At 66.6% G+C, this 26503-nt stretch carries 19 protein-coding genes; all 19 read right to left on the reverse strand.

Annotated elements, in window-relative coordinates; genetic code table 11:
• Positions 1-2046: a helicase gene (locus tag KIH79_RS01630; RefSeq protein ID WP_219057790.1), complete on the reverse strand. Its 2046-nt coding sequence runs from the start codon at positions 2044-2046 to the stop codon at positions 1-3.
• Positions 2047-2123: 77 nt separating this feature from the next.
• Positions 2124-3446 carry a tyrosine--tRNA ligase gene (tyrS, locus tag KIH79_RS01635; RefSeq protein WP_219057791.1) on the reverse strand — a complete coding sequence of 441 codons (1323 nt, stop codon included), beginning with the start codon at positions 3444-3446 and terminating at the stop codon, positions 2124-2126.
• Positions 3447-3560: 114 nt separating this feature from the next.
• Positions 3561-4439 carry a putative ABC transporter permease gene (locus KIH79_RS01640; protein WP_219057878.1) on the reverse strand — a complete coding sequence of 293 codons (879 nt, stop codon included), beginning with the start codon at positions 4437-4439 and terminating at the stop codon, positions 3561-3563.
• A gap of 5 nt (positions 4440-4444) precedes the next feature.
• Entirely contained in the window at positions 4445-5038 is a 594-nt protein-coding gene (locus KIH79_RS01645) for an HD domain-containing protein (RefSeq protein WP_219057792.1), read from the reverse strand.
• 160 nt (positions 5039-5198) lie between these two features.
• The gene (locus KIH79_RS01650) at positions 5199-6542 is read right to left on the reverse strand and encodes a DsrE/DsrF/DrsH-like family protein (RefSeq protein WP_219057793.1); all 1344 of its coding nucleotides are present in this window, start codon (positions 6540-6542) and stop codon (positions 5199-5201) included.
• Between the two features lie 157 nt (positions 6543-6699).
• Positions 6700-7509 carry a thiazole biosynthesis adenylyltransferase ThiF gene (gene thiF / locus KIH79_RS01655; protein ID WP_219057794.1) on the reverse strand — a complete coding sequence of 270 codons (810 nt, stop codon included), beginning with the start codon at positions 7507-7509 and terminating at the stop codon, positions 6700-6702.
• An 80-nt stretch (positions 7510-7589) separates the two neighbouring features.
• Entirely contained in the window at positions 7590-9083 is a 1494-nt protein-coding gene (gene argH, locus KIH79_RS01660) for an argininosuccinate lyase (RefSeq protein ID WP_219057795.1), read from the reverse strand.
• Positions 9084-9329: 246 nt separating this feature from the next.
• Positions 9330-10568 (reverse strand): argininosuccinate synthase, encoded by a 1239-nt coding sequence (locus KIH79_RS01665; RefSeq protein ID WP_219057796.1) that lies wholly within the window; start codon positions 10566-10568, stop codon positions 9330-9332.
• 141 nt (positions 10569-10709) lie between these two features.
• On the reverse strand, positions 10710-11222 hold the full coding sequence (argR, locus tag KIH79_RS01670; protein WP_219057797.1) for an arginine repressor: 513 nt from the start codon (positions 11220-11222) through the stop codon (positions 10710-10712).
• An 87-nt stretch (positions 11223-11309) separates the two neighbouring features.
• A complete protein-coding gene (gene argF, locus KIH79_RS01675) occupies positions 11310-12275 on the reverse strand; it encodes an ornithine carbamoyltransferase (protein WP_033493198.1) in 966 nt (321 codons plus the stop codon).
• A gap of 79 nt (positions 12276-12354) precedes the next feature.
• On the reverse strand, positions 12355-13650 hold the full coding sequence (locus tag KIH79_RS01680) for an acetylornithine transaminase (protein ID WP_219057798.1): 1296 nt from the start codon (positions 13648-13650) through the stop codon (positions 12355-12357).
• Positions 13640-14596, reverse strand: a complete 957-nt coding sequence (gene argB, locus KIH79_RS01685; RefSeq protein WP_219057799.1) for an acetylglutamate kinase — start codon at positions 14594-14596, stop codon at positions 13640-13642. Before argB ends, KIH79_RS01680 begins: the two co-directional genes overlap by 11 nt.
• Before the next feature lie 12 nt (positions 14597-14608).
• Positions 14609-15781 carry a bifunctional glutamate N-acetyltransferase/amino-acid acetyltransferase ArgJ gene (gene argJ / locus KIH79_RS01690; protein WP_219057800.1) on the reverse strand — a complete coding sequence of 391 codons (1173 nt, stop codon included), beginning with the start codon at positions 15779-15781 and terminating at the stop codon, positions 14609-14611.
• The gene (argC, locus tag KIH79_RS01695; protein ID WP_219057801.1) at positions 15778-16872 is read right to left on the reverse strand and encodes an N-acetyl-gamma-glutamyl-phosphate reductase; all 1095 of its coding nucleotides are present in this window, start codon (positions 16870-16872) and stop codon (positions 15778-15780) included. Before argC ends, argJ begins: the two co-directional genes overlap by 4 nt.
• A 218-nt stretch (positions 16873-17090) precedes the next feature.
• Positions 17091-17852, reverse strand: coding sequence for a hypothetical protein (locus KIH79_RS01700; protein WP_219057802.1), 762 nt, complete (start codon positions 17850-17852; stop codon positions 17091-17093).
• A 95-nt stretch (positions 17853-17947) separates the two neighbouring features.
• Positions 17948-20554 carry a phenylalanine--tRNA ligase subunit beta gene (pheT, locus tag KIH79_RS01705; protein WP_219057803.1) on the reverse strand — a complete coding sequence of 869 codons (2607 nt, stop codon included), beginning with the start codon at positions 20552-20554 and terminating at the stop codon, positions 17948-17950.
• A gap of 8 nt (positions 20555-20562) precedes the next feature.
• Positions 20563-21651: a phenylalanine--tRNA ligase subunit alpha gene (pheS, locus tag KIH79_RS01710; RefSeq protein ID WP_219057804.1), complete on the reverse strand. Its 1089-nt coding sequence runs from the start codon at positions 21649-21651 to the stop codon at positions 20563-20565.
• Between the two features lie 196 nt (positions 21652-21847).
• A complete protein-coding gene (locus tag KIH79_RS01715) occupies positions 21848-22732 on the reverse strand; it encodes a TrmH family RNA methyltransferase (protein ID WP_219057805.1) in 885 nt (294 codons plus the stop codon).
• A 297-nt stretch (positions 22733-23029) separates the two neighbouring features.
• Positions 23030-26230 (reverse strand): CAP domain-containing protein, encoded by a 3201-nt coding sequence (locus KIH79_RS01720; RefSeq protein WP_219057806.1) that lies wholly within the window; start codon positions 26228-26230, stop codon positions 23030-23032.
• Positions 26231-26503 lie beyond the last annotated feature (273 nt).

The raw sequence follows: 26503 nt of genomic DNA on the forward strand, positions 1-26503 counted from the left end.
TCACTCCGCGTCTGCCGCGTCCGCGGACTCGTCCGCGGCGTCGTCGGCGTCCGCCGCGTCGTCGATGCCCGTCTCGGGCTCGGCGTTCGCGTCGGAGCCGGCCTCGGCCTCTTCGGCCGGCAGCGTGGACTCGTCGTCCGCGGCGGCGGAAGCCTGATCGGCGTGCGCATCGTCGTCGCCGTCGGCCGCGGTCTCGTCCATGCCGGCAACTTCCTTCACGGCTTCCGCATCGTCGGCGTCCGCCGCGGCATCCGCGGACTCGTCGCCGTCCTCGTCGGACGCGTCGGAACCGTCCTCGTCGTCATCGTCGGCCGGCGCGTACTGCGCGTCGTCCTCGCTGATGCCGAGCATGTCGAGTTCGTCGTCGCTGAAGCGTTCGAGATCGTGGTCGATGACCATGTCGTCCGGATCGACGTCCTGGTCGGCGTACTGCAGTTCGAGCTTGTCGAGCAGCGGGTCGAGATCGGCAGCCTCCTCGCCTCGGCCGGCCTCCTCGAGGAAGTACTGCTCGGCCTGGATGGCGCGCATGCGGTACTCGCCCGGCAGTCCCTTGGAACGGCCGATCGTGTGCACGATCTCGATGGCCTTGTCCATCTGGTTCAGGTCCGCGAGAGCGCCGGCGTACACGAGGAACATTTCGACCTTGGACTCGCCGCGCAGCTGCTTGCCCTCGTCGGACGTGGCCACTTCGATGGCCTTCTTCGGGTTGCCGGTGCCGCGTTCGCAGTCGGCGATGAACGGCAGGTAGTCGAGGAAGCCGTTCATGCGGTAGGCGGTGCGGAACTCCTTGAGCGCGAGCTTGTAGTCGCCCTGACGGTAGGCCACGAACGCGAGGGTTTCGCGCGCGAAGTCGATGCGGGACGCCTGGCGGGCCACCCACTTGGCGTGCGCGAGCGCGTTCTGCGGATCGGACTCCTCGAGCGCGTAGGCGGCGAGGATGTGCAGGCCGATGTTTTCGGCGTGCTCCTTGGACAGGCCGCGCAGGCGTTCACGCTCATCGGTGGAGAGCATCGACCATTCCATGCCCTTCGGCATCTTCGGCTCGTCGGGGCGGCGCGCGGTGTACGGGTTCTGCGACGGGAAGCTCATCGTGCCGTCGGAGTTGCGGCGCGGGCCGCGCTCCATGTACTCGCGGCGCTTGGTCTCGCGGTACTCGCGCTTCTCCTCGGTGGTGAACTCGCGGCGCTCCGCGGCATCGCCCTGCGCGCGGGACTGTTCGCCGCGGAAGTCACGGCGATCGTTGCGCTCGTAACGCTCGCCGTCACGATGGAAGTCGCGACGATCATGATGATCGTTGTCGCGGCGGAACGGACGGCGCTCGCCGTCGTTGCGCTTGAAATCACGACGATCGCCGTCACGACGATCGTCACGACGGAAACCGCCCTCGCGACGGAATCCCCCACGCTCGCCGTCCTTGCGGAAGTCGCGACGGTCCTCGCCGTCGCGGCGGAAGGGGCGACGCTCGCCGTCACGCTGATAGCGCGGATTGTCGCCGCCCTGACGGCGATCGTCACGACGGAAACCGCGACGGTCGTCATTGCGGCGGAAACCGCCGTCACGGCGCTCGCCGTCACGGTGGAAGTCACGGCGGTCGCCGTCGTTGCGCTTGAAATCGCGGCGATCGCCGTCACGACGATCGTCACGACGGAAATCACGGCGGTCGTCGTCGCGGCGGAAACCGCCCTCGCGACGGAATCCCCCGCGCTCGCCGTCCTTGCGGAACCCGCCCTTGTGGAAGCCACCCGACTTGCCGCCGCGGAAACCACCGCGCTCGCCGTCGTTGCGCTTGAAGTCGCGGCGTTCGCCGCCCTCGCGGTTGAAGTCGCGGCCTTCGCCGGCGCCCTCGCGATCGCGGCGGAAACCGCCGTCCTTGCGATAGCCGTCCTTATGGAAGCCGCCGGACTTGCCGCCCTTGTGGAAGCCGCCGCGGGAACCGCCGAAGGAACGGCCGCCGTTGCCGTGACCGTTGCCGCCGGAACGGCCGGAGCCGTAGGACTTGCGATTGCCGTAGGATTTGCCGCCCGAGCGGCCCTGTTCTTCTGCCATTGATGTCCTTCACTGACGCGCTCGGCTCCCCTTGCGAGGAGCCGAGGTTATTGACTACTTACTTGCTCTTGGTGAAATCAGTGCTTTTCGACCGCACCGAGGGCCTTCTTGCCGCGGCGGATCAGCGCGAAGCGACCGTGCAGGAAGTCGGCGTCGCCGAGTGTCTGCTCCTCGTCCTCCACGCGGTTGTTGTTGAGGTACACGCCGCCGGACTTGACCGCGCGACGCGCCTCGGAAATCGACTTGAACAGTCCGGCCTTCACGCCGGCCTCGACCACGCGGTCACCGGCGGCCACGGCCGCGAACGCCTTGACGCCGTCCTCGCCTTCGACCTTGAGCCCGTCGATCGCGGCCTCGAGCGTGCCCTCGTCGATCGTGCCGAGGTCGCCGCCGCGGCCGAACAGCGCGGCCGACGCGTCGATCGCGGCCTGCGTCGCGGCCTCGCCGTGCACAAAGCTCGTGACCTCCCAGGCCAGCGTCCGCTGCGCCTCGCGGGCGCCCGGATTGGTCTTGGACTCCTCCACCAGACGTTCGATCTCGGCCTTCGGCAGGAACGTGAACGCCTTGAGCAGGCCTTCCATCTCCACGTCGGGGCGGTTGAACCAGAACTGGTAGAACTTGTAGGGGCTAAGCATGGTACCGTCGAGCCAGACGGCGTTGCCCTCGGACTTGCCGAACTTCTTGCCGCTCGCGTCGGTGATGATCGGGCTGGTGAACACGTTCACCGTGGCGCCGCGCACCTTGCGGATCAGGTCCATGCCGGAGGTGAGGTTGCCCCACTGGTCGGAACCGCCGATTTCCAGCGTGCAGCCGTACTCGTCGAACAGGTGCAGGAAGTCGTTGCCCTGCAGCACCTGATAGCTGAACTCGGTGAAGGAGATGCCCTCCTCGGAGTTGAGGCGGCGGGCGACCGTGTCCTTGGCGAGCATGGTGCCGAGGCGGAAGTTCTTGCCGACGTCGCGCAGGAAGTCAATGACGGACATCTGCGCGGTCCAGTCGTAGTTGGAGACGAAGCGCACCGGGTTGTCGCCGGTCGTTTCGAGGATGCCGCCGATCTGGTTCTTGAGGCGCTCGGCCCAGCCGGCCACGACGTCCTTCGGGTTGAGCGTGCGCTCGCCCGACTGGCGCGGGTCGCCGATCAGGCCGGTCGCGCCGCCGACGAGGGCGATCGGATGATGGCCGGCCGCCTGCAGGTGGCGCATGTTGATGAGCTGGACGAGGTTGCCGATGTGCAGGGACGCGGCGGTCGGATCGAACCCGCAATAATAGGTGACCGGCTCCCCATTCAGCGCTTCGGCGAGCTGATCGCGGTCGGTGGACTGCGAGATCAACCCGCGCCATTCCAGTTCATCGAGGACGGAGTCGAATCCGGCCTCCTTGAAATCGATGACGTGAGCCATAACTGTGGTGTCTCCCTATCAAATTGTGGGTTTTATGCGCCTATCAGTCTCGCAGAACAGGCCGACAGGCGGGACGCCGGCCCGGCTGCGGCCGGGCGACGGACCGGCTTCGTCTCACCGGCGTCCGCCGCGGAGCTTCTCGAACGCGTCGCGCAGCTGCTGGAGCGCCTCGTTGTTGCGTTCGGCGCGCAGACGCGGGAACGACGCGATCATGCGCCGCTGCTGCCGGTTGAACACGGAATCGGCCGTTTCCCTGATCTTGAGCATGAGTTCGGTCGACATCTCGCGGCCGGACTGCAACGGTCCGCTCATCGCGTCGGCCGCGCCGCCGACCATGTCGCTCACCTTGTCGCCGACCAGGCCGCCGACTTTGCCGGTCATGCGGTCGGACGCGCTGCCCACCGCGTCGACCGCGTCCCCGACCCTCTCGCGCATCGCGTCGCCGTACTTGGCGACCATCGCAGACAGCTGGTCGAGGCTCTGCTCGAAGTTGACGATGCCGGCCACGGTCACGGCCGTGTCGATCACGACCAACACCAGGCAGACGAAACTCACCCAGTGGATCACGGGCAGCGGCACCATACCGGTCACACGCGCGACCCACGGCTGCACGCCGTCGACGATCGCCACGCCGCCGATGCCGAACACGATCGCGCCGAGCAGGCAGATGCGGCCGTTGAGGTTGAATCGGAAATGCGAATAGTCCCACCATCGCGCGTGGAACAGCCGCTCCATGCCCCACGAGGTCGCGTATTCAAGCACGCATGCGCCCAGCGCGGAGACGACGAACAGCACCGCGGGATTGCGGATGGCGCCCAGCAGTTCGACCGCCATCACCGCGCCCGTGCCGTAGATCGGGCACAGCGGGCCGTTGAGGAACCCGCGGTTGACGGGACGGCGTTCCTGCACGGACACGAGAATCGACTCGTACACCCAGCCGCAGAAGCTGTAAAACAGGAACCAGAGGAACACGTATTCAAGGTGGAGCGTCATCGTCATCAGCCACGGCCTTCCGACGATGCCTGCGCGGCGTTGCGACGGGATTCGGCCTTCGCGGTTGCTGCGCCGCGGCCGCTTTCGGCCGCATACGCCATGCGCACGCGCTGCGGCAATGCCGGCTTGTGGAACCGCTTGAGGCTGATCGTTTCGCGCGTGGCGCTCACCTTGTCGGCCATGGTGACGAGGTAGCCCTCGACGTAGCTGGGCGGCACGGGCGTCATCGGGAACATGTGGTGGGCGATGGAGTCGCGTTCGATCGCGTTGAGCTTGAAGTCGCGCAGGGCGTTGCGCAGGGCGGTCCGGCCGTGCGTGAAGCCGTGCAGGCGGTGGTCGCCGTTGTCCCAGTCGTGCCAGTCGTACAGGAAGTAGTCGTGCAGCAGTGCGGCGCGGACGAGCGAGCGCAGATCGACGCGGTTCCACAGGTGCAGCCGGTCCGCGAACCAGACGGCGAGGCAGGCGACGCGGATGGAATGCGCGAACGTGGTGATGCAGCCGTGCTGGTAGCAGCCGCGTTCGATGTGCATGTGCTCGTGTTCGATGATGTCGTGCCCGTGCTCGTTGACGAGTGCTCGTATCTGGTTGCGTGTCAGCACCGCTGATCTCCTGCCGTCCGATGTTCGGTATCATTCTCGGGCCGCGTGTTCCACCGGCCCAGCTCATCGGGCACGATTGTATGACGTGCGGCCCACCGACGGGTTCATCCGTCGGAATGAATCGACGTGGTCTCGTCGGCCGTGCGACCGATTCCTCCCGCTAGACGAACAGGCTCATGTCGCTGGTTTCGCCCGCGCCGAGGAACGTGCTCACGCCGCCGAGTTCGACGCCGTCGATGAGCTCCTCCTTGCGGATGCCCATGATGTCCATCGACATCTGGCAGGCGACGAGCCGCACGCCGTGGTCGGTGGCCTGCTTCATGAGTTCCTCGAGCGAGGCGACGTTCTTGGACTTCATGATCCAGCGGATCATCGTCGCGCCGATGCCGCCCATGTTCATGCGGCTCAGGCCCAATCGTCTGGTGCCGCGCGGCATCATGAAGCCGAACATGCGCTCGATCAGGTTCTTGGAGACGCGCACCCGCTTGGGTTTGCGCAGGATGTTGAGGCCCCAGAACGTGAAGAAGATCGTGACCTTGCGACCCATGGCGGCCGCGCCGTTGGCCATGATGAACACGGCGATGGTCTTGTCGAGGTCGCCGCTGAACACGACGAACGTCTTGTCGTGCAGCACGTCGCCGCCGGCGGAGGCCGTGCGGGCGGATGCGGACGCGCAGGACGGACAGGTCGCGTCGGCCGACGTGCCGTCGGCGTTCGCCACGGCACCGTTCACGGTCCCGTTTGCCGCGCCCTTTTCCAGTTCGGCGCGGATCACGCCGTCCGAGCCGTCGCGCGTGAGACTGACCAGCGTGTTGCCGGTGCGTTCGGCCCACACGGCGATGTCGGAGCAGAACGCGTCCTCGGTGGCCTCGACCGTAAGCCGGGTGCCGGCCGGCTCGTTTCGCAGCGCGTCGGCGACGGCGACGATCGGGCCTGGGCATTTGAGCCCCTTCGCGTCGACGTGCAGCGTCTTGGGGGCGGGGAGCGCAGCGGACACAGACGAGACCAGCTCTCCCGCCGCATCGTTCTCTGCCGTCGCATTTCGCGCGGTCGCATCGTCAACGGCACGGCCGGCCGCGCCGGCATCCGTGCCGTCACCCGCAGCGCCGGTCGTCGTGGACGTCTCGGCATCACCGGCCTGCGCATCCGCCGCCGTCACGTCGTCCGCGTATCCCGCGTCGCGCAGCGCGGCGAACCCGCCGTCCAGATTGATCGCCTCGTAGCCGCGGTCGGCGAGGATCTCGCACACCTGCTCGCTCCAGTCGCCCACACGGCAGAACACAACGACCGGCTTGCCGGTCGGCACCAAGCCGAGCCGCTGGCCGATCTGGCCGAACGGAATGTTGAGCGCGCCCTTAATCGGATGCACGATCACCTCGTCCGGCTCGCGCAGGTCGAGCAACGTGACCGTATTGCGGTCAAGCGCGGCGAATTCGCCCGGCGTGATGTGCCGGTATTCGTTCGACTCGTCTTCCCCGAATCCCCCGTGCAGTGCGATGGCCATATCGTTTCCCCTTCCTGTGACGGTGCCGATCATGCACCGTTTCCTTATTCTTGGCTCCCCTTGTCAGGGGAGCTGTCACGAAGTGACTGAGGGGTAGCCAAACCCGTCACCTCGTATCCGGCGATGAGCCTGTCGACTGTCGCGAACCTCATCCGAATCAGACCGCGCAGGCCGGCTGCACATAGCGCGCCGGGTCGAGCGCGGTGATGGTCGGATGGTCGCCGCACACCGCGCACTCGGGCACGCGTTCGGGCAGCGGCACGCGGCGCACGTTCATGGTGAGCGCGTCGACGGTGAGCATGCGGCCGATCAACGGCTCCCCCACGCCGACGATGAGCTTGACCGCCTCGGTGGCCTCCAGACTGCCGATCACGCCGACGACCGCGCCGAGCACGCCCGCCTCCTTGCAGGTCGGCACTTCGCCCGCCGGCGGCATCTCCTCGAAGATGCAGCGGTAGCACGGCCCTTCGCCGGGCACCACGTCCATGAGCTGGCCGGCGAAGCCGACGACGCCCGCGTGGATGAACGGCTTGCCGGCGAGCACGCAGGCGTCGTTGATGAGGAATTTCGTCGAGAAGTTGTCGGTCGCGTCGATGACGAGGTCGTACGGTGCGATGAGCGCGGCGATGTTGCCTGCGTCGACGAGTTCATTGTGTTCGTCGACAGTCACGTCGGGGTTGAGCGCGCGGATGGATGCGGCGGCCGACTCGACCTTGGGCTGGCCAACGCGTGCGGTGGTGTGAATGATCTGGCGCTGCAGGTTGCTCAGATCGACCACATCGCCGTCCGCGAGTCCGATGCGGCCGACGCCGGCGGCGGCAAGGTACAGCGCGACCGGCGAGCCGAGCCCGCCTGCGCCGATGATGAGCACGCTCGCGGCCAACAGCCGCTTCTGCCCTTTGGCCCCGACCCCCTTGAGGATCAGATGCCGGGCGTAGCGTTCCAGCTGTTCGTCGTTCATCGCCATATCCGCGCGCCCCTTCCGCCGTGTGCCGTTGTGTCGTGTGTCAGTCGCCGACCATGCCGGCCGGCCGCAATCCGCGAATCCTACTTCTGCAGCAGCGATTCGGGCGTCTTGTACGCCGGGCCGTCAGACACGGAGTTCGCGAACGCGCGCAGCGTCTCGATCGACGTCTTCGCAGCGACGATCTGCTCGCGCACGCGCAGCGGCGACGTGCCACCCTTGCCGTTGCGGGCGGAGACGGAGCCTTCGGTCGAGAGCACTTCGCGCACCTGCGGCGCGAGGTCGGCCGGCAGGAAGTCCTTGAACACGTCGACGAAGTCCTCGTCGGTCAGGTCCCACAGCTCCTGGCCGCGGCCTTCGGCGATCTTGACGCACGCGCCCGACAGCTCGTGCGCGTGGCGGAACGGCACGCCGTGCTTGACAAGCCATTCGGCGATGTCGGTGGCCAGCGCGAAGCCGGTCGGCGCTTCGGCCTCGAGACGGTCGTGGTCGAAGCGCATGGTGGCGACCATGCCGGCGAACGCGGGCAGCAGCACTTCGAGCGTGTCGACCTGGTCGAACACGGCCTCCTTGTCCTCCTGCAGGTCGCGCGCGTACGCGGTCGGCAGGCCCTTGAGTGTGGCAAGCAGGCCGGTCAGGTCACCGATCAGGCGGCCGGACTTGCCACGCGCGAGCTCGGCGATATCCGGATTCTTCTTCTGCGGCATGATCGACGAGCCGGTCGAATACGCGTCGTCGAGCTTGACGAACGCGAATTCCTGCGTGTTCCAGATGATGATCTCCTCGGAAAGGCGGGAGATGTCGACGCCGGTCATGGCGGCGATGAACGCGAATTCGGCGACGAGGTCGCGCGAGGCGGTGCCGTCGATCGAGTTGGCGGTCACGTTCGAGAAGCCGAGCTCGCGGGCGACCGCGACCGGCTCGAGGCCGAGCGTGTTGCCGGCGAGCGCGCCGGAGCCGTACGGGCTCGCGTCGATGCGCTTGTCCCAGTCGGCGAGACGCTGCACGTCGCGCAGGATCGGCCAGACGTGGGCCATGAGCTGGTGCGCGAGCAGGACGGGCTGCGCGTGCTGCATGTGCGTGCGGCCGGGCATGACAGTGCGGCCGGCGGCGACGGACTGTTCGATGAGCGCGTTGGCGAGCGACAGCAGCAGTTTGGCGATGATGCGGCTGTGGCGGCGCAGCCACATGCGGATCAGGCAGGCGATCTGGTCGTTGCGCGAACGGCCGGCGCGCAGCTTGCCGCCGAGTTCGTCGCCGGCGATGGCAAGCAGGCCGCGTTCCAGCGCGGTGGCCTCGTCCTCGTCGTCTTCGATCGGGGCGAACGCACCGGAGTCGACGCGGCGCTGGAGTTCGTCGAGCGCGTCCTCCATGCGCTGCAGCTCGTCGGCGGTGAGCAGGCCGGCGCGGCCGAGGGCGCGCGCGTGGGCGCGGGAGCCGGCGATGTCGTCGTCGGCAAGTCGCCAGTCGAACTGGGTGGACTTGCTCAGTCGGGCGAGTTCCGGCGACGGGCCGGAGGTGAAACGGCCGCCCCACAGGGCGAGGTGCTCGGTGTTCTGCTCGGCGCTGTCAGCCATGCGATACTCCTTGTGCTTCTTGGCGTTCATGCTCGTAAACCACTGAAAGCCTACCAGTCTCCGTAACCATTCATACGTGCTCGCCGTTGTGGTGCGTGGCGGTTTTCGCTCGCTGAACATATGTTCAGCGAGCGAAAACCGCCACGCAGGCAGTCGGGCTGCCCTCTATCCATGCAAAAGCCCCCTCTGCCGAGAGCAGGGAGGGCTTTGATTGCAATGAGATGTCAGACCGTTGCGGTCATGACGTCACTCGACGGCGTTCTCCGGCACTTCGATGCCGTTGCCGAAGCGGACGTCGCGGGCGGCGGCGACGCGGGACGGCAGGCCGTAGATGTCGATGAAGCCGTTGGAGGACTTCTGATCGAAGGTGTCGCCGGAATCGTAGGTGGCGAGCTTGTAGTCGTACAGCGAGGAGTCGGAGCGACGGCCGGTGACGACGGCGCGGCCGCCGTGCAGGGTCATGCGGATCTCGCCGGAGACGTACTTCTGGGTTTCCTCGATGAACGCGTTGAGCGAGCGGACGGCCGGGGAGAACCACTGCGCGTCGTAGACGAGCTCGGCCCAGCGCTTGTCGATGTTGCGCTTGATGCGGTGCTGTTCGCGCTCGAGGCAGCAGTTTTCGAGCTCCTGGTGCGCGGTGATGAGCGCGATGGCGCCCGGGGCCTCGTACAGCTCGCGGGACTTGATGCCGACCAGACGGTCCTCGATCAGATCGATGCGGCCAATGCCCTGCGCGCCGGCGCGGCGGTTCATCTCTTCGATGGCCTGCAGCGGGGTGACGTCGCGGCCGTCGATCTTGACCGGGATGCCCTGCTTGAACTCGATGGTCACCTCGTCCTCGACCGGCGGGAAGGCCGGATCGTCGGTGTAGGAGTAGCAGTCCTTGGTCGGCGCGTTCCACGGATCCTCGAGGAAGCCGGTCTCGATGGCGCGGCCCCACACGTTCTGGTCGATGGAGTACGGGCTCTTCTCGGTCTGGGTGATCGGCAGTTTGTGCTCCTTGGCGAACGCGATCTCCACGTCGCGGGTCAGGGACAGGTCGCGGATCGGGCTGATGGCCTTGAGCGTCGGGTCGATCGAGGCGATGGACACCTCGAAGCGCACCTGATCGTTGCCCTTGCCGGTGCAGCCGTGCGAGATCGTGTCGGCGCCGAACTGGTGGGCGGCGCGCACGAGGTGCTTGGAGATGAGCGGGCGGGAGATGGCGGAGACGAGCGGGTACACGCCCTCGTACAGCGCATTGGCCTTGAGGGCCATCATGCAGTATTCGTTGGCGAACTCGTCGCGCGCGTCGACCACGTAGGATTCGACGGCGCCGCAGGCGAGGGCGCGCTGCTTGATGGTCTCGAGGCTTTCGCCGCCCTGGCCGACGTCGAGGGAGACGGCCACGACGTCCTTGCCGGTGCGCTCCTTGAGGTAGGAGATGGCGACGGACGTGTCCAGACCGCCGGAGTACGCGAGTACGATGCGCTTGTTATCGCTCATGATTGCCTTTCTGTAAAGTCAGCTGACGCAAGTATATGCACAAGTCTGTATATTTATGCAATGTCGGCGCGTCGAATGTCCGCGTGGTGGACGCGCGGCTGCCGTCGCGCAGCCCGGCCATTGCCGGACCCGGTGCCGCACTCAGTTCTTCGACGCGATCGACAGCAGCCATTGCGCGCGCGCTTCCGCGGTCTCGTCGTCGCTGCAGATCACCATCACCGTGTCGTCGCCGGCGATCGTACCGAGCACGCCGTCGATCGGCTGCTTGTCGATCACGCTGGCCACGTACTGCGCGGCGCCTGACGGCGTGTGCACGACGATGAGGTTCCGCGCCGCGGCGACCGACGTGACCAGCCCGCCGAGCACCTTGGCCATCTGCTGTTCGGCCTTCTCGCCGATGCCGGCGGCCTGATGCACGGCGGCGTCGCCCACCGTGTAGGCGATCGTGCCGTCCTTGAGCCGCGTCTTCATCGCGTTGATCTCGTCGAGGTCGCGGCTGAGCGTGGCCTGCGTCACGTCGATCCCCTCGTCGGAGAGAATGCCGGACAGCTGCGACTGCGACGTGATGATGTGGCTGAGCAGGATCTCCTCAATCATGCTCAGGCGCGCGGCCCGCGTCGCCGGCCGCTGCACCGGCGTATTGGAATCACTCATATGGTTTCGAGCACTCCTTCGGTCAATGGGACCGGCGCGCCCGACCGCGATCGGACAGGCGCGCCGGATACGACCGTGGATCGTGGATCAGGCGAGCAGACTCTCGTCGCCGCGCTGCTGGCCGACCAACCAGGTGAGCAGCGCCTTCTGCGCGTGCAGGCGGTTCTCGGCCTCGTCCCACACCACGGACTGCGGGCCGTCGATCACCGACTCGGTGACCTCCTTGCCGCGGTAGGCGGGCAGGCAGTGCTGGAACAGCGCGTCCGGCTTGGCGAGCGCCATGAGCTCGTCGTTGACCTGATAGTCCCAGAACGGCTTGGAGCGGATCGCGTACTCGGCCTCTTCGCCCATGGACACCCACGTGTCGGTGAAGATGCAGTCGGCGCCGGCCACGGCTTCGCGCGCGTCGGTGGTCACGAGGATCGAACCGCCGTTTTCGGCGGCGATGCGCTCGGCGTCGGCCACGATGTCCTTGCGCGGCAAGTAGCCGTACGGGCCGGCGACGCGCACGTGCATGCCGGCGACCGCACCGGCCAGCAGGTACGAGTTGGCCATGTTGTTGGCCGCGTCGCCCACGTAGGCGATGGTTTTGCCGGCGAGCGCGTCCACACCGCCGCGGAACTGCGCGATGGTCAGGAAGTCGGCGAGCACCTGGCAGGGGTGGAAGTCGTCGGTCAGGGCGTTGACGACCGGGCAGGTGGCGTACTTGGCCATCTCCTCGACGCGGTCCTGGCCGAAGGTGCGCCAGACGATGCCGTACGCCATGCGGGTGAGCACGCGCGCGGTGTCAGCGACCGGCTCGCCGCGGCCGAGCTGGGAGCCGGACTTGTCGATGACGAGCGGATAGCCGCCGAGCTCCGCGACTCCGATGGAGAAGCTGGAGCGGGTGCGGGTGCTGGGCTTGTCGAACAGCACGGCGACGGCCTGCGGGCCGGCGAACGGCTGCTTGTAGAAGCGGTTTTCGCGGAACTTCATGCCGAGTTCGAGGACCTGCTTCTGCTCCTCGTGGTTGAGATCGTCGTCGCGCAGCATATGGCGAAGCTGACCGGTCATTGGTACTCCTTATTTACGGTTCATGTGACGTTGTTGATTGGCGTTCGACTGGCGCAGGTATCGGCGCACGCCGTCGCCGTCAGTCGTTGGGCAGGTCGTCCGGGACGCGCGCGAGGATCGCGAGCGCCTGGTCGACGTCCTGTTCGGTGATGTTCAGCGGCGGCGCGAAGCGCAGCGCGTCCGGCGCGACCGCGTTGACGATCAGGCCGTGTTCGAGCGCCCAGTTCATCGCCGCGTGCGCGCACGGGTGGCTCAGCTGGACGGCGTCGAGCAGGCCGCGACCGCGGGCGGATTCGAACAGCGGGTTGCCGGTGGCCATGATGCCGTCGCGCAGCTGCCGGCCGCGCGCCTCGGCATTGGCGACGAGGTTTTCGTCTTCGATCACGCCGATGGTGGCAAGGCCGGCGGCCGCGCCCAGCGGGTTGCCGGCGAAGGTGGAACCGTGCGAGCCGGGGGTGAACAGCGCGGACAGCTTGGAGCCGAAGGCGATCATGCCGCCCATCGGGAAGCCGCCGGCCACGCCCTTGGCGAAGGTGACCATGTCGGGGGTGACGCCGCCGGAGAGGTCCTCGCGCTGGAACGCGAACCACTTGCCGGTGCGGCCCATGCCGGTCTGCACCTCGTCGATGATGAGCAGCGCGTGGTTGATGTCGCACATCTGGCGGACCTTCTTGACGTAGTCCGCGCCGAGCGGGCGCACGCCGGCCTCGCCTTGGATGAGCTCCATGATGACCGCGGCGACCGGGCCCTTGCCGTAGTGGCCCTGGCCGGTCTGGGCGAACGCCTCGTAGAGGGCCATCGGATTGCCGGCCTCGACGAATTCGATGCCGGGCACGAGCGGCTCGAACGGCGTGCGGATGGAGGGCTTCCATGTGGCGGACAGCGCGCCGAGCGTGCGGCCGTGGAATCCGTGGGTGAGCGCGATGATGCGCGCCGGCTTGCCTCCGATCGACGGCGTGGCGCCGGGCAGGGTGCGGCCGTACAGCTTGGCGAGCTTGATGGCCGCCTCGTTGCCCTCCGCGCCGGAGTTGCCGAAGTAGACGTGGGAGCCTTCCGGGGCGCCGGCCAGTTCGACGAGTTTGGCGGCGAGCTTGATCTGCGGCTCGGTGGCGAAATAGTTGCTGGTGTGCGCGACCTTGGCGGCCTGCTCGGAGACGGCCTTGACCCACTTGGGGTGCGCGTAGCCGATCGAGTTGACGGCGATGCCGGCGAGGAAGTCGAGGTATTCGTTGCCGTCGACGTCCCACACGTGCGCGCCCTGGCCGTGGTCGAGCACGCGCAGCGGCGTGCCGAACACGTTCATGTGCACCTGGGAGTACTCCCCCAGCCACTTGGAGTCCTCGGACCCCAGCTTTTCCGTTTGCTCAGTAACCATACGAACTCCTCATTTCGACGCCGTCCTCGGGCACGACCATGGTGCCGATGCCGGCGCTGGTGAAAATCTCGTTCAGGATCGAATGCGGCTTGCGGCCGTCGATGATGTGGGCCTTCGGCACCCCGCCGTCGATGGCGCGCACGCACGCCTCCATCTTCGGGCGCATGCCGGACTCGAGGTCGGGCAGCATGTCGCGCAGGTTCTCCACGCCGATGCGGCCGATCAGCGAGTTGCGGTCGGGCCAGTCGGCGTACAGGCCGTCCACGTCGGTCAGGATGACGAGCTTACTGGCGCCCAGCGCGGCGGCGAGCGCGGCGGCGGCCGAGTCGGCGTTCACATTGAGCACTTCGGTCGCGTCGTCCTCGTTCGGCGCGACGGACGAGACGACGGGGATGCGTCCGGCCGAGATCAGGTCCTCGACCGCGGACGCGTCGACGCTCACCACGTCGCCGACGAGGCCGATGTCGGTCGGCTTGCCGTCGATGATCGGCTTGCGCTGCATGGCGGAGAACAGGCCGCCGTCCTCGCCGGACAGGCCGACGGCGAGCGGGCCGTGCGCGTTGATCAGGCCGACGAGCTCGCGCGACACCTTGCCGGTGAGGACCATGCGCACCACGTCCATGGCCTCGGGCGTGGTGACGCGCAGACCGCCCTTGAACTCGGATTTGATGCCGAGCGCCTTGAGCATCTGCGAGATCTGCGGGCCGCCGCCGTGCACCACGATCGGGTGCAGGCCAACCTGGCGCAGGAACACCATGTCCTCGGCGAAGCACTGCTTCAAATGGTCGTCGATCATCGCGTTGCCGCCGTATTTGATGACGATGCGCTTGCCGGCGAATTCCTCGAGCCACGGGAGCGCCTCGATGAGCACTTCCGCCTTCTGGTCGGCGCGCAGGTCGGTGTGCACGTCGAAGTGGAATCCGGGTCCCTTCAGTTCTGTTGCCATGGTCTCGTACTGTCAGCTTTCGTAGTCTGCGTTGATGTGGACGTATTCGTGGGTCAGGTCGTCGGTCCAGACGGTGGCGGCCGCGTCGCCCGCGTTCAGGTCGATGTCGATGTGGACTTCGCGCGGGGTCATGTCGACCTCGCTGCGGTCGCGTCCGGCGCCGCCGTTTTCGCAGATGCGCACGCCGTTGACGTCGACGGTGACCTTGTTCGAGTCGTAGGGTGCGACGTCGACCGGCACGGTGCCGAGCGAGGAGACGATGCGACCCCAGTTCGGGTCGTTGCCGCTGATTGCGCACTTGAGCAGGTTGGAGGCGGCGACGGCGCGCCCGCAGGCGAGGGCCGCGTCCTCGGTGGTCGCTCCGGTGACGGTGATGCGGATGTCGTGGCTGGCGCCTTCGCCGTCGCCGATGATCTGGCGGGCGAGCGACGCGCACGCGTCGGCGACAAACCGGTTGAACTCGTCCGGGTCGGGTTCGACGCCGGACGCGCCGGAGGCGAGCAGCAGCACCGTGTCGTTGGTGGACATGCAGCCGTCCACGTCGATGCGGTTGAACGACGTGTCGACGCCGGAGGCGAGCGCGGCCTGAAGCTGCCCGGCCGTGACGACCGCGTCGGTGGTGATGACGCACAGCATGGTGGCCAGCTGCGGGGCGATCATGCCCGAGCCCTTGACCATGCCGCCGATGCGCCAGCCAGCCTTGCTTTCCAGCGTGACGGTCTTCGGCTTGGTGTCGGTGGTCATGATCGCGTGCGAGGCGTCCGCACCGGCTTCGGCCGTGTCGGCGAGCGCCGCGTAGGCGTACTTCGCGCCGGCGAGCACGTTGTCGAGCGGCAGCAGTTCGCCGATCAGGCCGGTGGAGCACACGGCGACGTCGTTCGCGTCCGTGCCGACGAGCGACGCGACGGTTTCGGCGGTGGCTTGGGACTGCGCGTAGCCGGCTTCGCCGGTGCACGCGTTGGCGCCGCCCGAGTTAAGGATCACGGCCTTGATGTGGCCGTCGGCCACGGCCTTGCGGCTCCACTGCACGGGGGCGGCGCAGAAGCGATTGAAGGTGAACACGCCGGCGGCCGCGTCCAGCGGGCCGTTGTTGACGACGAGCGCCAGATCCTTCTTGCCTTCGACGGCGGAAATGCCCGCGACCACGCCGGCCGCGGAGAAGCCTTGTGCGAATGTCACGCTCACGGTGCTACTCCGATCTTGGTAAGGCCCGCGTCTTCCGGCAGGCCGAGTGCGATGTTCAGGGATTGGACGGCCTGTCCCGCAGTGCCGCGGTTGAGGTTGTCGATGGCGGCGAAGGCGAGCAGGCGGTTCGCCTTGCGGTCGACGGCGACCTGCACATGGGCCGCGTTGGAGCCGACGATGTTGGCCGTGGCCGGCAGCGTGCCGGCGGGCAGCACGCTGATGAAATCCTGTCCGGCGTAGGCGTTGAGCCATACGTCGCGGATCTCGTCGTCGCTCATCGCGGCGGCCTTGTCGGTCAGCTGCGCGGAGACGACGGCGAGGATGCCGCGCGCCATCGGCACGAGGATCGGCGTGAATCCGAGCGTGAACTCCTTGGCCTTAGAAGCGTCGAGCCCGGCGGCGTGCGCGAAGTTCTGCAGGATTTCGGGGATGTGCCGGTGCGTGCCGCCCACACCGTAGGGCACGGCGGAGCCGAACGCCTCGGCGGCCAGCAGGCTGGTGCGCTTGAGGTTCTTGCCCGCGCCCGAATAGCCGACGGCAAGGTCGGCGACGATGCTCTTGGGCTCGATGAGACCCTCGGCGACGCCCGGCTGCATGGCGAGCGTGGTGGCGGTCACGTTGCAGCCCGGTCCGGCGATGCGCTTGGCGCCCGGCAGGGCCTCGCGCTGGCGTCGGTAGCCGCCGTCGGCGTCCTTGCCGACGATGAGTTCGGGCATGCCGTACGTCCAGTGCTCGTAGAAGTCGCCGCCGTAGTATTCGTCCCATGCGGCCTTGTCCTCGAGCCGGTGGTCGGCGCCGAGGTCGACGACCACGGCGTTCGGGTCGAGCTGGGCGGCCAGCGCGCCGGACGCGCCGTGCGGCAGTGCGAGGATGATGACGTCGTGGCCGTTGAGCGCCTCGGGCGTGGTGTCCTCGACGGTCAGGTCGGCCAGTTGCGGGATGTGCGGCATATGCTTGCCGAGCTTGTCCCCCACCGACGAATGGCCGGCCACGCAGGTGACCTCGAAATCGGGGTGGGCCGCGAGAATGCGCAGCGCCTCGCCTCCCGCGTATCCGGTCGCGCCTGCCACGGCTACCGTATGCTTCGCCATGTCATGTCTCTTTTCCTTGATGTGCGTGAACATCACGACACTATACACTTTATGCAGTACATTGCATAACTATGCAGTGTCGTTTCGAGACACCCTATTCTTCTCAGCTCCCCTTGTCAGGGGAGCTGTCACGCAGTGACTGAGGGGTAGTCAAACCCATCGCATTACGTTCTCGCGACGCTTGATCATCCGGAGCAGAAAGTCCGCAGCCCCTCCCGTCACGCGCTGATCGGCCCGTCCGTGCCGCCGCTGCCTGCAGAACCGCCCTCGAGCATAGTGAGCATCTGCTGGTAATAATCGAGCACGCTCATGCCGTTGAGCATCAGCCACACGCTCATGATCGTGAAGAACACGTTGATGAACACGGCCGCGAATGCAAGCCAGAAGCCCTTCATGTTGAGCATGCGCGTGCGCCACATCGAAATCGCGCCCATCACGGCCGGCAATACCGGCACGGGGAAGAACAGCGCGCACACCAGCGCGATGATCGCGTACGCGTCCCAATGCCCGTACAGCGGGTTCTGCCGCGGATCGTTCACGTCGATGCCGTGGAAGTAGCGCGGCGTGTGCCCGTCGGCGGTCTGCTGCGACTGCTGCATATACGGCGGCTGGCCGTAACCCGCGTTGCCGCCGGCCGGCTGCTGCCCGGACGCGACGTACGGGTTGGGCTGTCCCCATGCTCCGTTGGCCGGCTGCTGCGGCTGGGACTGTGGCGCGTACGGCGGCTGTCCGTAGCCGGCGTTCGCCTGCCCCGCCGCACCCGCATTCGGCTGCGCGTTCGCTGCCGGAGCGGCCAGCGTCGCCGGCGTCGGATCCGGCGCCCCGTACACGTACGGATTGTATCCCGCCGGATACTGGCTGGCCATGGCACCGTATTCCGGCTGCTGGTACTGCCCGTACTGCGGCGCGTCATTCGACGCCGCCCCGGCGGTCTGGCCTTCGGCCGGCTGCTCGCCGTTCGTGTTCTGGGAATCGGTCATGGTCACCATCCTTGCATGGTCGTCATATCAATGATGGGGCTTTCCCCTTGCGGCGGAAAGCCCCATCTCACATCGTGCGGCTCGGCTCCGCGCGATCAGGCGCGCAGCTGGGCGCCGAGTTCGGCGGCCTTGTCGACGATCGCCTTGCGGATCGCCTCGCTGTCCTCGGCCGTGAGCGTGCGGTCGGGCGCACGGAACACGACGGCGAACGCGAGCGACTTCAATCCCTCGCCGATCTGGTCGCCGGTGAACACGTCGAACAGCTCGATCGACTCGAGCGCGTCGCCCGCGGCCTCGCGGATCACCTGCTCCAGCTGATCGGCGCTGACCGTGTCGGCCACGGTGAACGCGAGATCCTGCTTGACCGGCGGGAACGTGGAGATCGGCTTGGCCTGGACCGGCTTGCCGTCGAGCGTGGCGAACAGCGCGTCAAGATCCAGCTCGAACGCGGCCGAGTGGACCGGGAAGCCGAGCGCCTCGTTGACGTGCGGGTGCAGTTCGCCGACCATGCCGACGAACGTGTCGCCGGCCATGACGCGGGCCGCGCGGCCCGGATGCCACTGGGCGGGCACGTCGGCGGCGGCCGGCTGGTCGAGCGTCAGCTTCGCGCCGAGCAGCTTGGCGATGCGGCGCACCGCTTCGACGGCGTCGCTCCAGTCGACCGGACGCTTGTCGCCGAGCCAGCCGTCGTTTTCGGCCAGTCCGGTGAAGATGCCGGCGACGTGCATCGGCTGCTTGGGCAGCCCGGCGTCGAGCGCGGCGAGCTGCTCGTCGGTCGGCTTGACGCCGCCCGGCAGGGCCGGAATGGCCGGCGCGTTCGGATCCCACAGGTAGACGTGGCCGATTTCGTACAGGCTGACGTTCTCAAGGCCGCGGCGCAGGTTGAGCTGCACGGTGCCGGCGAGGGTCGGCAGGATGTCGCGGCGCAGGAACGGGCGGTTGCCGGCCAGGGGGTTGGCGACCTCGACGCTCACGCGCTTGATCGCGTCCGCGTCGTAGCCGAACTCCTTGTATTCCTCGTCGCCGATGAACGGGTAGCTGAGCGCCTCGACCATGCCGTACTCGGCCAACTCGTTGGCGATCTGGCGGCGGTGGCGCTGCTCGGAGGTCAGGCCGACCGCGCCCTTGACCGGCGCCGGCGGCACGGTGACCGGGATCTCGTCGTAGCCGACGAGTCGGGCCACTTCCTCGACCAGATCGCACGGCTCGTTGAGGTCCGGACGCCAGCTCGGCGCGGTCACGGAGAACTCGCCGTTGCCGCCGCCGGCCACACGGCAGCCGATGTCGGTGAGGATGTCGCTGATGCGGTTCACGTCGAGGTTCAGGCCGGCCACGCGGGCGACTTCGCTGGCCTTGAAGTGGATCGGACGGCGGAAGACGACGTTGTTCACGTCGGCCGGGTGCTCGCTCGGCTCGCCGTCGCCGTAGCGGGACAGCAGTTCGGCGGCCATCTGCGCGGCGGCCGGCTGCAGCTGCGTGTCGACGCCGCGCTCGAAGCGGCGGGACGCTTCGGACGGGATCTTGTGGCGGCGTGCGGAGCGCGCGACCGTCACCTGATCGAAGTGTGCGGCCTCGAGCAGGATGTTCTTGGTCTCGGCCGTCACTTCGCCGTACAGGCCGCCCATCACGCCGGCGAGGCCGAGGATGCGCGAGCCGCGCTCGCCGTTCGGTGAGTCGGTGATGAGCAGGTCCTCGGTGCTCAGGTCGTGGTTCTTGCCGTCGAGCGTGGTCAGCTTCTCGCCTTCATGGGCGCGGCGCACGACGATCGGGCCTTCGATCTTGTCCATGTCGTAGGCGTGCATCGGCTGGCCAAGGTCGAGCATCACGTAGTTGGTGACGTCCACGGCGAGCGAGATGGAGCGCATGCCGGCGCGCACGAGACGGCGGCGCATCCAGTTCGGCGTGTGTGCGTTCGGGTTGAAGCCGCGCACGGCGCGCGCGTAGTAGCGGTCGCAGCCGGGCACGCCGTGGATCGGGTTCTCGTCGTCGATGATCACTTCGATGTCGGGCTTGACGTTCGGGTCGCCGGTCGCGGCCGGGGCCTTCTCGCCGTACTCGATCGCCGGATCGACGTACGCCGCGCCGGTCGAATGATGGTATTCGCGCGCGACGCCACGGTAGGAGAACGCGTAGCCGCGGTCCGGCGTGATGTTGATCTCGAGCAGCGGCTGGTCGAGATGCAGCAGGTGCATCGCGTCGTCGCCGGGCTTGAGCGCGTCGTATTCGGCCGGGGTGAAGCCGTAGTTGCGCAGCAGGATGATGCCGTCGTGGTTGTCGCCGAGGCCGAGCTCACGCTCGGAGGCGCACATGCCGTTGGAGATGTGGCCGTAGGTCTTGCGCGGCTCGATCTTGAAGTCGCCGGGCAGCACGGCGCCCGGTAGGGTCACGACGACCTTTTCGCCGGCCTTCATGTTGGGCGCGCCGCAGATGATGCCGCGCGGCACCTTGTTGCCGTTCTCGTCGGTCTCATTGAATTCGGGGCCGCAGTCGACGTGGCACCAGTTGATGATCTTGCCGTTCTTCTGCGGTTCCGGCGTGGCGTCCACCACGTAGCCGACGACGATCGGGCCGGTCACCTGGGAGGCATGGATCTCCTCCTCCTCGAGGCCGACGCGCACGAGGTCCTTGGCGAGCTGCTCATAGGTGAGGTCCGCGGGAACCTCGACGTGGTCCTTGAGCCAATCGATATCGATCATGGGCATGGGCTATCTCACTCCCCCATCACAAACTGTTCGCTGAATCGCACGTCGCCTTCGACGAGGTCGTGCATGTCGTTGATGTCGTGGCGCAGCAGCAGCGTGCGCTCGATGCCGACGCCGAACGCGAAGCCGGTGTACACGTCCGGGTCGATGCCGGCGGACTTGAGCACGTTCGGGTTGACCATGCCGCAGCCGCCCCATTCGAGCCAGCCGGCGCCGCCCTTCTTGTCGGGGAACCACAGGTCGAGCTCGGCGCTCGGCTCGGTGAACGGGAAGTAGCTCGGGCGCAGGCGGGTCTTCGCCTCGGGGCCGAACATGGCCACGGCGAGCTTGTCGAGCACGCCCTTCAAGTCGGCCATGGTCAGGTGCTTGTCGACGGCGAGCGCCTCGCACTGGTGGAAGACCGGCGTGTGGGTGGCGTCGAGCTCGTCGGTGCGGAACACGCGGCCCGGGGACGCAATGTACAGCGGCACGCCGCGGGTGAGGAGCGCGCGGACCTGATCGGACGAGGTCTGCGTGCGCACGACCATGTTGGAGCCGACGAAGCCGGCGGCGTCCTTGGCCTGATTGCCCTTGACGTAGAACGTGTCCTGCATCTGGCGGGCCGGGTGGTCGGGGCCGAAGTTGAGCGCGTCGAAGTTGTACCATTCGGTTTCCACTTCGGGGCCGGCGGAGATCTGCCAGCCCATCGAGGTGAAGAAGTCCTCCACGTCCTCGATGACCTTGGAGATCGGGTGGCGTGCGCCGAGCGGCTTGCGCTCGACGGGCAGCGTCATATCGACGGTTTCGGCGGCGAGCGCCTTGGCTTCCTCGTCGGCCTTGACCTGCGCCTCCTTGGCGCCGAACGCGCGGCCGAAGTCGGCGCGCAGCTTGCTCATGAGCTTGCCGGCGTCCTTCTTCTGGTCGACGGGCAAGGCGCCGATGCCCTTGCTGGCGAGGGTCAGCGCCGAAATGACCTCGCTTTTGATGGATTTCAGTTCCTCCGAAGTGGAGGCGTTCTCGATTTTGGCAATGCCGTCGGTCACCGCATCGGTCACCGACTGGGCATCGAATTGCGCTTCTGCCACGAGCACCCTTTCCTTGACTTGCAAGCGTCGCATGCGTGAAAACATGCGTTTTTCAAGCGTTTTACCAACTGTCCATTCTTCCCAGACGACTCGACATAGGCCGGCTGTGAGGGTTCACATCGGCCGATGCGCGGACACGTCATGCCGCCGGCCGCGCGGGCCATACGGGCCGCGCGTCGCCGTGCGCATCCCATACGGGCATGGGCCGTGCTGACGTCACCCGTTCGCGTCACCGCGTCATGGCGAGGCTCATGAGCATCACCGCGGCGCTGGTGCCGAGGTTGAGCGATTCCGCCTTGCCGTAGATCGGAATGGACACGATGCGGTCGCACTGCGCGAGCAGCGTTTCGGGCAGGCCGCGCGCCTCGTTGCCGAACAGGATCGCCTCACCGGCCGGGCTTGCGCCGGCGGCCTTCGCGTCGCGGCGTTCGGCGAGCACGTCCGGTAGGGATTCGGGGCTGCGTCCGTCGGTGCCGTACACGTCGGCCGCGATCACCGCCATGTTCTGTCCGCGCGACCACGCGAGGAATTCGTCAGTTCCCATCGCCACGATCGGCAGGTGGAACAGCGATCCGGCGGTGGAGCGGATGACTTTCGGGTTGAACGGGTCCACGCATTCGTCGACGAGCGCGACCGCGTCGCAGCCTGCCGCGTCGGCCGCGCGGATCACCGTGCCGGCGTTGCCCGGGTCGCGCACCTGCCAGAACGCGGCGACGAACGGCTCGCCGTCGCCGTCGTGCCTCGTCTCGTCGTATCGCAGCGCCTCGCGCATGGCGTCCATGTCGCCGACCGCGGCGATGCCCTGCGCGTCGGAGCTGATCCTCGCCATGACGTCGCGCGTCGCCTTGTGCACGTAGATGCCATGCTGCAGCGCGCGTCCCGCGATCTTCGCGATGGTCGGGTTGGCGAACGGCGAGTCCGGGTCGCTGCCGGCGGCCTCGACGTACAGGTCGCGCACGACTTCGGGCTGCCACGTGACGGCCTCGCGCACGGACTGCGGTCCTTCGATCAGGAATTTCCCGTACCGTTCGCGGCTGCGGCGGTTGGCGAGATCGGATACACGACGGATGCGTTCGGCCTTCACATTGGCCAGTACTTCTGCGGAAATCGGCATACCCGCCACCCTACCCCATCCCCGCGCCCATCGTCTCCCGAAAAGGGACTCTTCGCATGATGGCGTATATGAGCGTGTGGTCCAAGGTATCGGAATCGTGCTGTCAGCGGCAGCTACAGCTGCCGCTGACAGCACAGCATCGCGCGACAGCGCGATTCCGATGTCACAGGCCGGGCGAACGCGTCATCCTGCAAAGAGCCGTCAATCGTCCATGCGGCATGGGTGAAGGAGAATACGGAACGTCCCGCGGGCCGGGATGGGCTCGCGGGACGTTGCTATGGGTGATGCGAATTGGGATTACTTGACGGCGAGGTAGCCGACGCCCTCGTCGTTCCAGCCGCGCTGGGCGAGCGTGGTCTGCTCCGCCGCGCTCACGGTGAACAGGTGGTCGCCGTTCTTCGCGTTGTACAGGCGGTACACGTCATTCGTGCCGTCCTTGTCCTCCGGTGCGAGGAACGCGACGCCCTCATACGTCCAACCGGCCTTCGCCAGTGTCGCCTGCTCGGCCTTGCTCGTGGTGAACATGTGCTTGCCACCGGCACGGTAGTAGCGCTTCACCTCAACGCCGGTCTTTTTGGCGGCCTTGAAGCCCACGCCCTCATACGTCCAGCCGCGGGCCGACAGCACGTCGCGCTCCACCGAGTTCGCCGTATAGAAGTGCTCGCCGGTATGCGCATTGTACAGGCGATACACGTCCTGCGACTCCGCCTGCGGCGTCGGGGTCGGCGTCGGCTCGGGTTCCGGAGACGGCTCCGGATCCGGGGTCGGGGTGGGCGTCGGATCCGGCGTGGACGGGGTCAGCTCGTCCACCTTCTTCTGCGCCTCCTCCTCGGCCTTCACCGCGGCCTTCAACTCGGCCTCGGCCTTCGCCACAGCCTCGGACACCTTCTTCGCGACCAGATCGTCCAACGCCTTCTGCGCGGACCGCTGGCCCTGCTTCGCGGCCTCCAGCTTCGCGTTCGCCGCATCCAACGCCTTCTTCAGATTCAGCACGTCCTCGCTGCCCGAAGCCGTCACCAAATCCTGCCACGCCTTGTCAGCCTGCTGCCATGCCGTCTTCTTCGCGTCCGCATCGGCCTGCAGCGCCTGCTGTTCCTTGGCCAGCGACTCCAACGAGGCGTTCGCCGTGCTCCACGCGTCGTCGGCCGTCTTCGCGGCGGTCTTCGCCTCGGCCTCCGTCTTGGCCGCCTGCTGATAGGCCGCAGCCGCGGCATCGGCCTTGCCGCGCAGGCCCTTCAACGACGACAACGAATCCGAAGCCGTCTTCAACGCACTATTCGCGGATTCCAGCGCCTTGCCCGCCGCGGCGTCCGCCGTGGTCTTCTCGGCCAATGCCTTGTTCGCCGCGGTCGCCGTATCGTTCAGCTTGGTCGACTCAGCCGACTTCGCCTTCACCTCGCCGGCAAGCTTCGCCTCGGTTGCAACGGCATCGTCATACGCCTTTTGCAACTTGGCGATCTCCTCCGGCGACGGCGGGTCAACCGGCTTGCCGTTCGCCGCATCCTCATACGCCTTCTTCGCGGACTCGACCACCTTCAACTGGTCGGCCACGGCCTGCTCCGCCGACTTCTGCGCGGCAACCGCCTCATCAGCAGCCTGCCGCTTCTGCGAAGCCGCCTCAGCAAGAGACTTCGCCTCAGCCTGCGCCTTATCAGCATCAGCCTTCGCAGTCGAATACGCGGCGACGATATCCTTCTTCGACTGCTCCCAATCGTTGATCGCCTTCAAGAAATCAGCAGTCGTCGCATAAACCTTCTGCTCACCCGCAGGAAGATTCTCACCCCAATACTCACCAAGGAAATTCTGTGTAGCATAAACGCCATTCGTCCCATTGGAATTTTCCTGATATCCCATGGCATATCCAGTAACAATAGCATTCTTATCGATGATGTTGAGATAATGACCAGTGCTGGCAAAAATATCACTTCTGTTCTGGTACACCCAGAGCGCGTCAGTACGATGAGCCTCCAATTCCGGATCATCTGCCGACCAGAAATCGAACGTTTTCTTTTCATCATCGTACCAGCCACCAAAGGGGTTGAAATCCACCCCAGTAGTACCAGCAGCAGCAATGTTTTCATCGGTTTTCCACCCCTCAACCCGAGGATGTTCGAACCCATTGTGCTGAATAGCTTCATTGTCAGCCGCACTAGTGAACATAAGGTAGTCAGAAACCTTTAACGCAGGCAGATTATTATTCTTACGAAGCTGGTTGGAATAGTCAATATAGGACAGACTCCTACGCACGTTGGAAAGAGCAAACGAGCTCCGTTCACCCTCGCTGACCCATCCGTCCTTCACCCACTTCTTGAACGTCTCATCATTGTTCATGATGTTCTTCGCAGCGTCGGAACCATTCTCGTCAAGGAAGCCAAGCAGCCCCTTGTCCAACTGCGACTGAGCAGCATCAGCGGCCTTCTTCTTATCCGCAATCGCAGCCGCGGCAGCATCGGCCGTCTTCTGCGCGTTCTCGGCGGCGGTCTTGGCATCATCGGCGGACTTCTGCGCAGACTCGGCCGCGGTCTTCTCATTGCCGGCCGCGGTCTGCTTGGACTCGTAATCCTTCTGCGCCTGCTCGTACGCCTGCTTGAGCGTGGCAAGGCTCTCATACGCCTTCGCCGCATCCAACGCCTGCTTCGCCGAAGCCACCTTCGCCACGGCAGCCTCATGCTGCTTCTGCAGAGCGGCAAGCTCGCCAGCGGCCTTGTCCGCAGCGGCTTTCGCATCGGCGGCGACCTTCTGCGCGGCCTGCTTCTCCGCAGCAGCCTTGTCCGCGGCAGTCTGAGCCGCCTTTGCGGCAGCGGTCAGTTCATCGACCTTCTTCTGAGCCGCGGCCACGGCCTCCGCGCTCGCACCGGCCTTGTCGGCGGCGGACTGCGCATCATCGGCAGCCTGCTTCGCAGTCTCGGCCTTCTTCGACGCCTCCGCCAACGCCGCATCGGCAGCCGTCTTCGCCTGCGCCAGCTTGGCAACCTCGGCAGACTTGGCCTCAACCGCCTTACCCTTCGCGTCGGCAAGCGCCTGCGCCGCATCGTACGCGGTCTTCGCGTCGGACGCGGCCTTCTGCGCGGCGGCGAGCTGCTGCGGGTCGATGCCCAGCTCCTTGATCTTCGCGTCGTACGCCTTCTGCGCGTCCGCAACCGCGGTCTCGGCCGACTTCTGCTCAACCTCGGCCTTGGCGAGCGCGTCGGACGCGGCCTTCACGTCCGCGTCATCCTTGAAATCACCGGCGGTGAGCTTCTTCGCGGCATCCAACGCGGCCTGCTTCTCCGCAACCGTCTTCTTCGCGGCGGCAAGCGCGGCCTGCGCCTGCGCCAGATCATCACCCGCCTCGGCCACGGCAGCGACGGCCGGAGTCGGGTTCGTTTCGGCGGCGATCGCGCCCGGCGTCATCGTGGCGACCGCGACGAGTGCGGCAACGCCCGCGGTGGCGGCCTTCAGAGTGGTGGTGGGATCGGCGTTGCGAGTGACGCCGGAATAATGCTGCGCAACAACCATGCGCGGACCTTTCCTCGGAGCTCTTCATGTCTTCTTGGAAACGAGACTCCCACGCGCAAACACACGCGCCGCCCGATGCATACACACGAACGCACGGCGTCGTACGATGACCCTCGTCTCCCAAGCAACTCCCATCCTACCCCCTTTCCTGCCGCATGGCGGAATGCATCCCATTTCAAGCCATCCATGTCGCGCCCAAACGACGTCAATCGAACAACCACAACAGGCCCGAAACAACAAACGTGGGCATAGACGGTACAGCACGAGAGCTCG

Source organism: Bifidobacterium miconis (assembly GCF_019331735.1).
GTDB lineage: Bacteria > Actinomycetota > Actinomycetes > Actinomycetales > Bifidobacteriaceae > Bifidobacterium > Bifidobacterium miconis.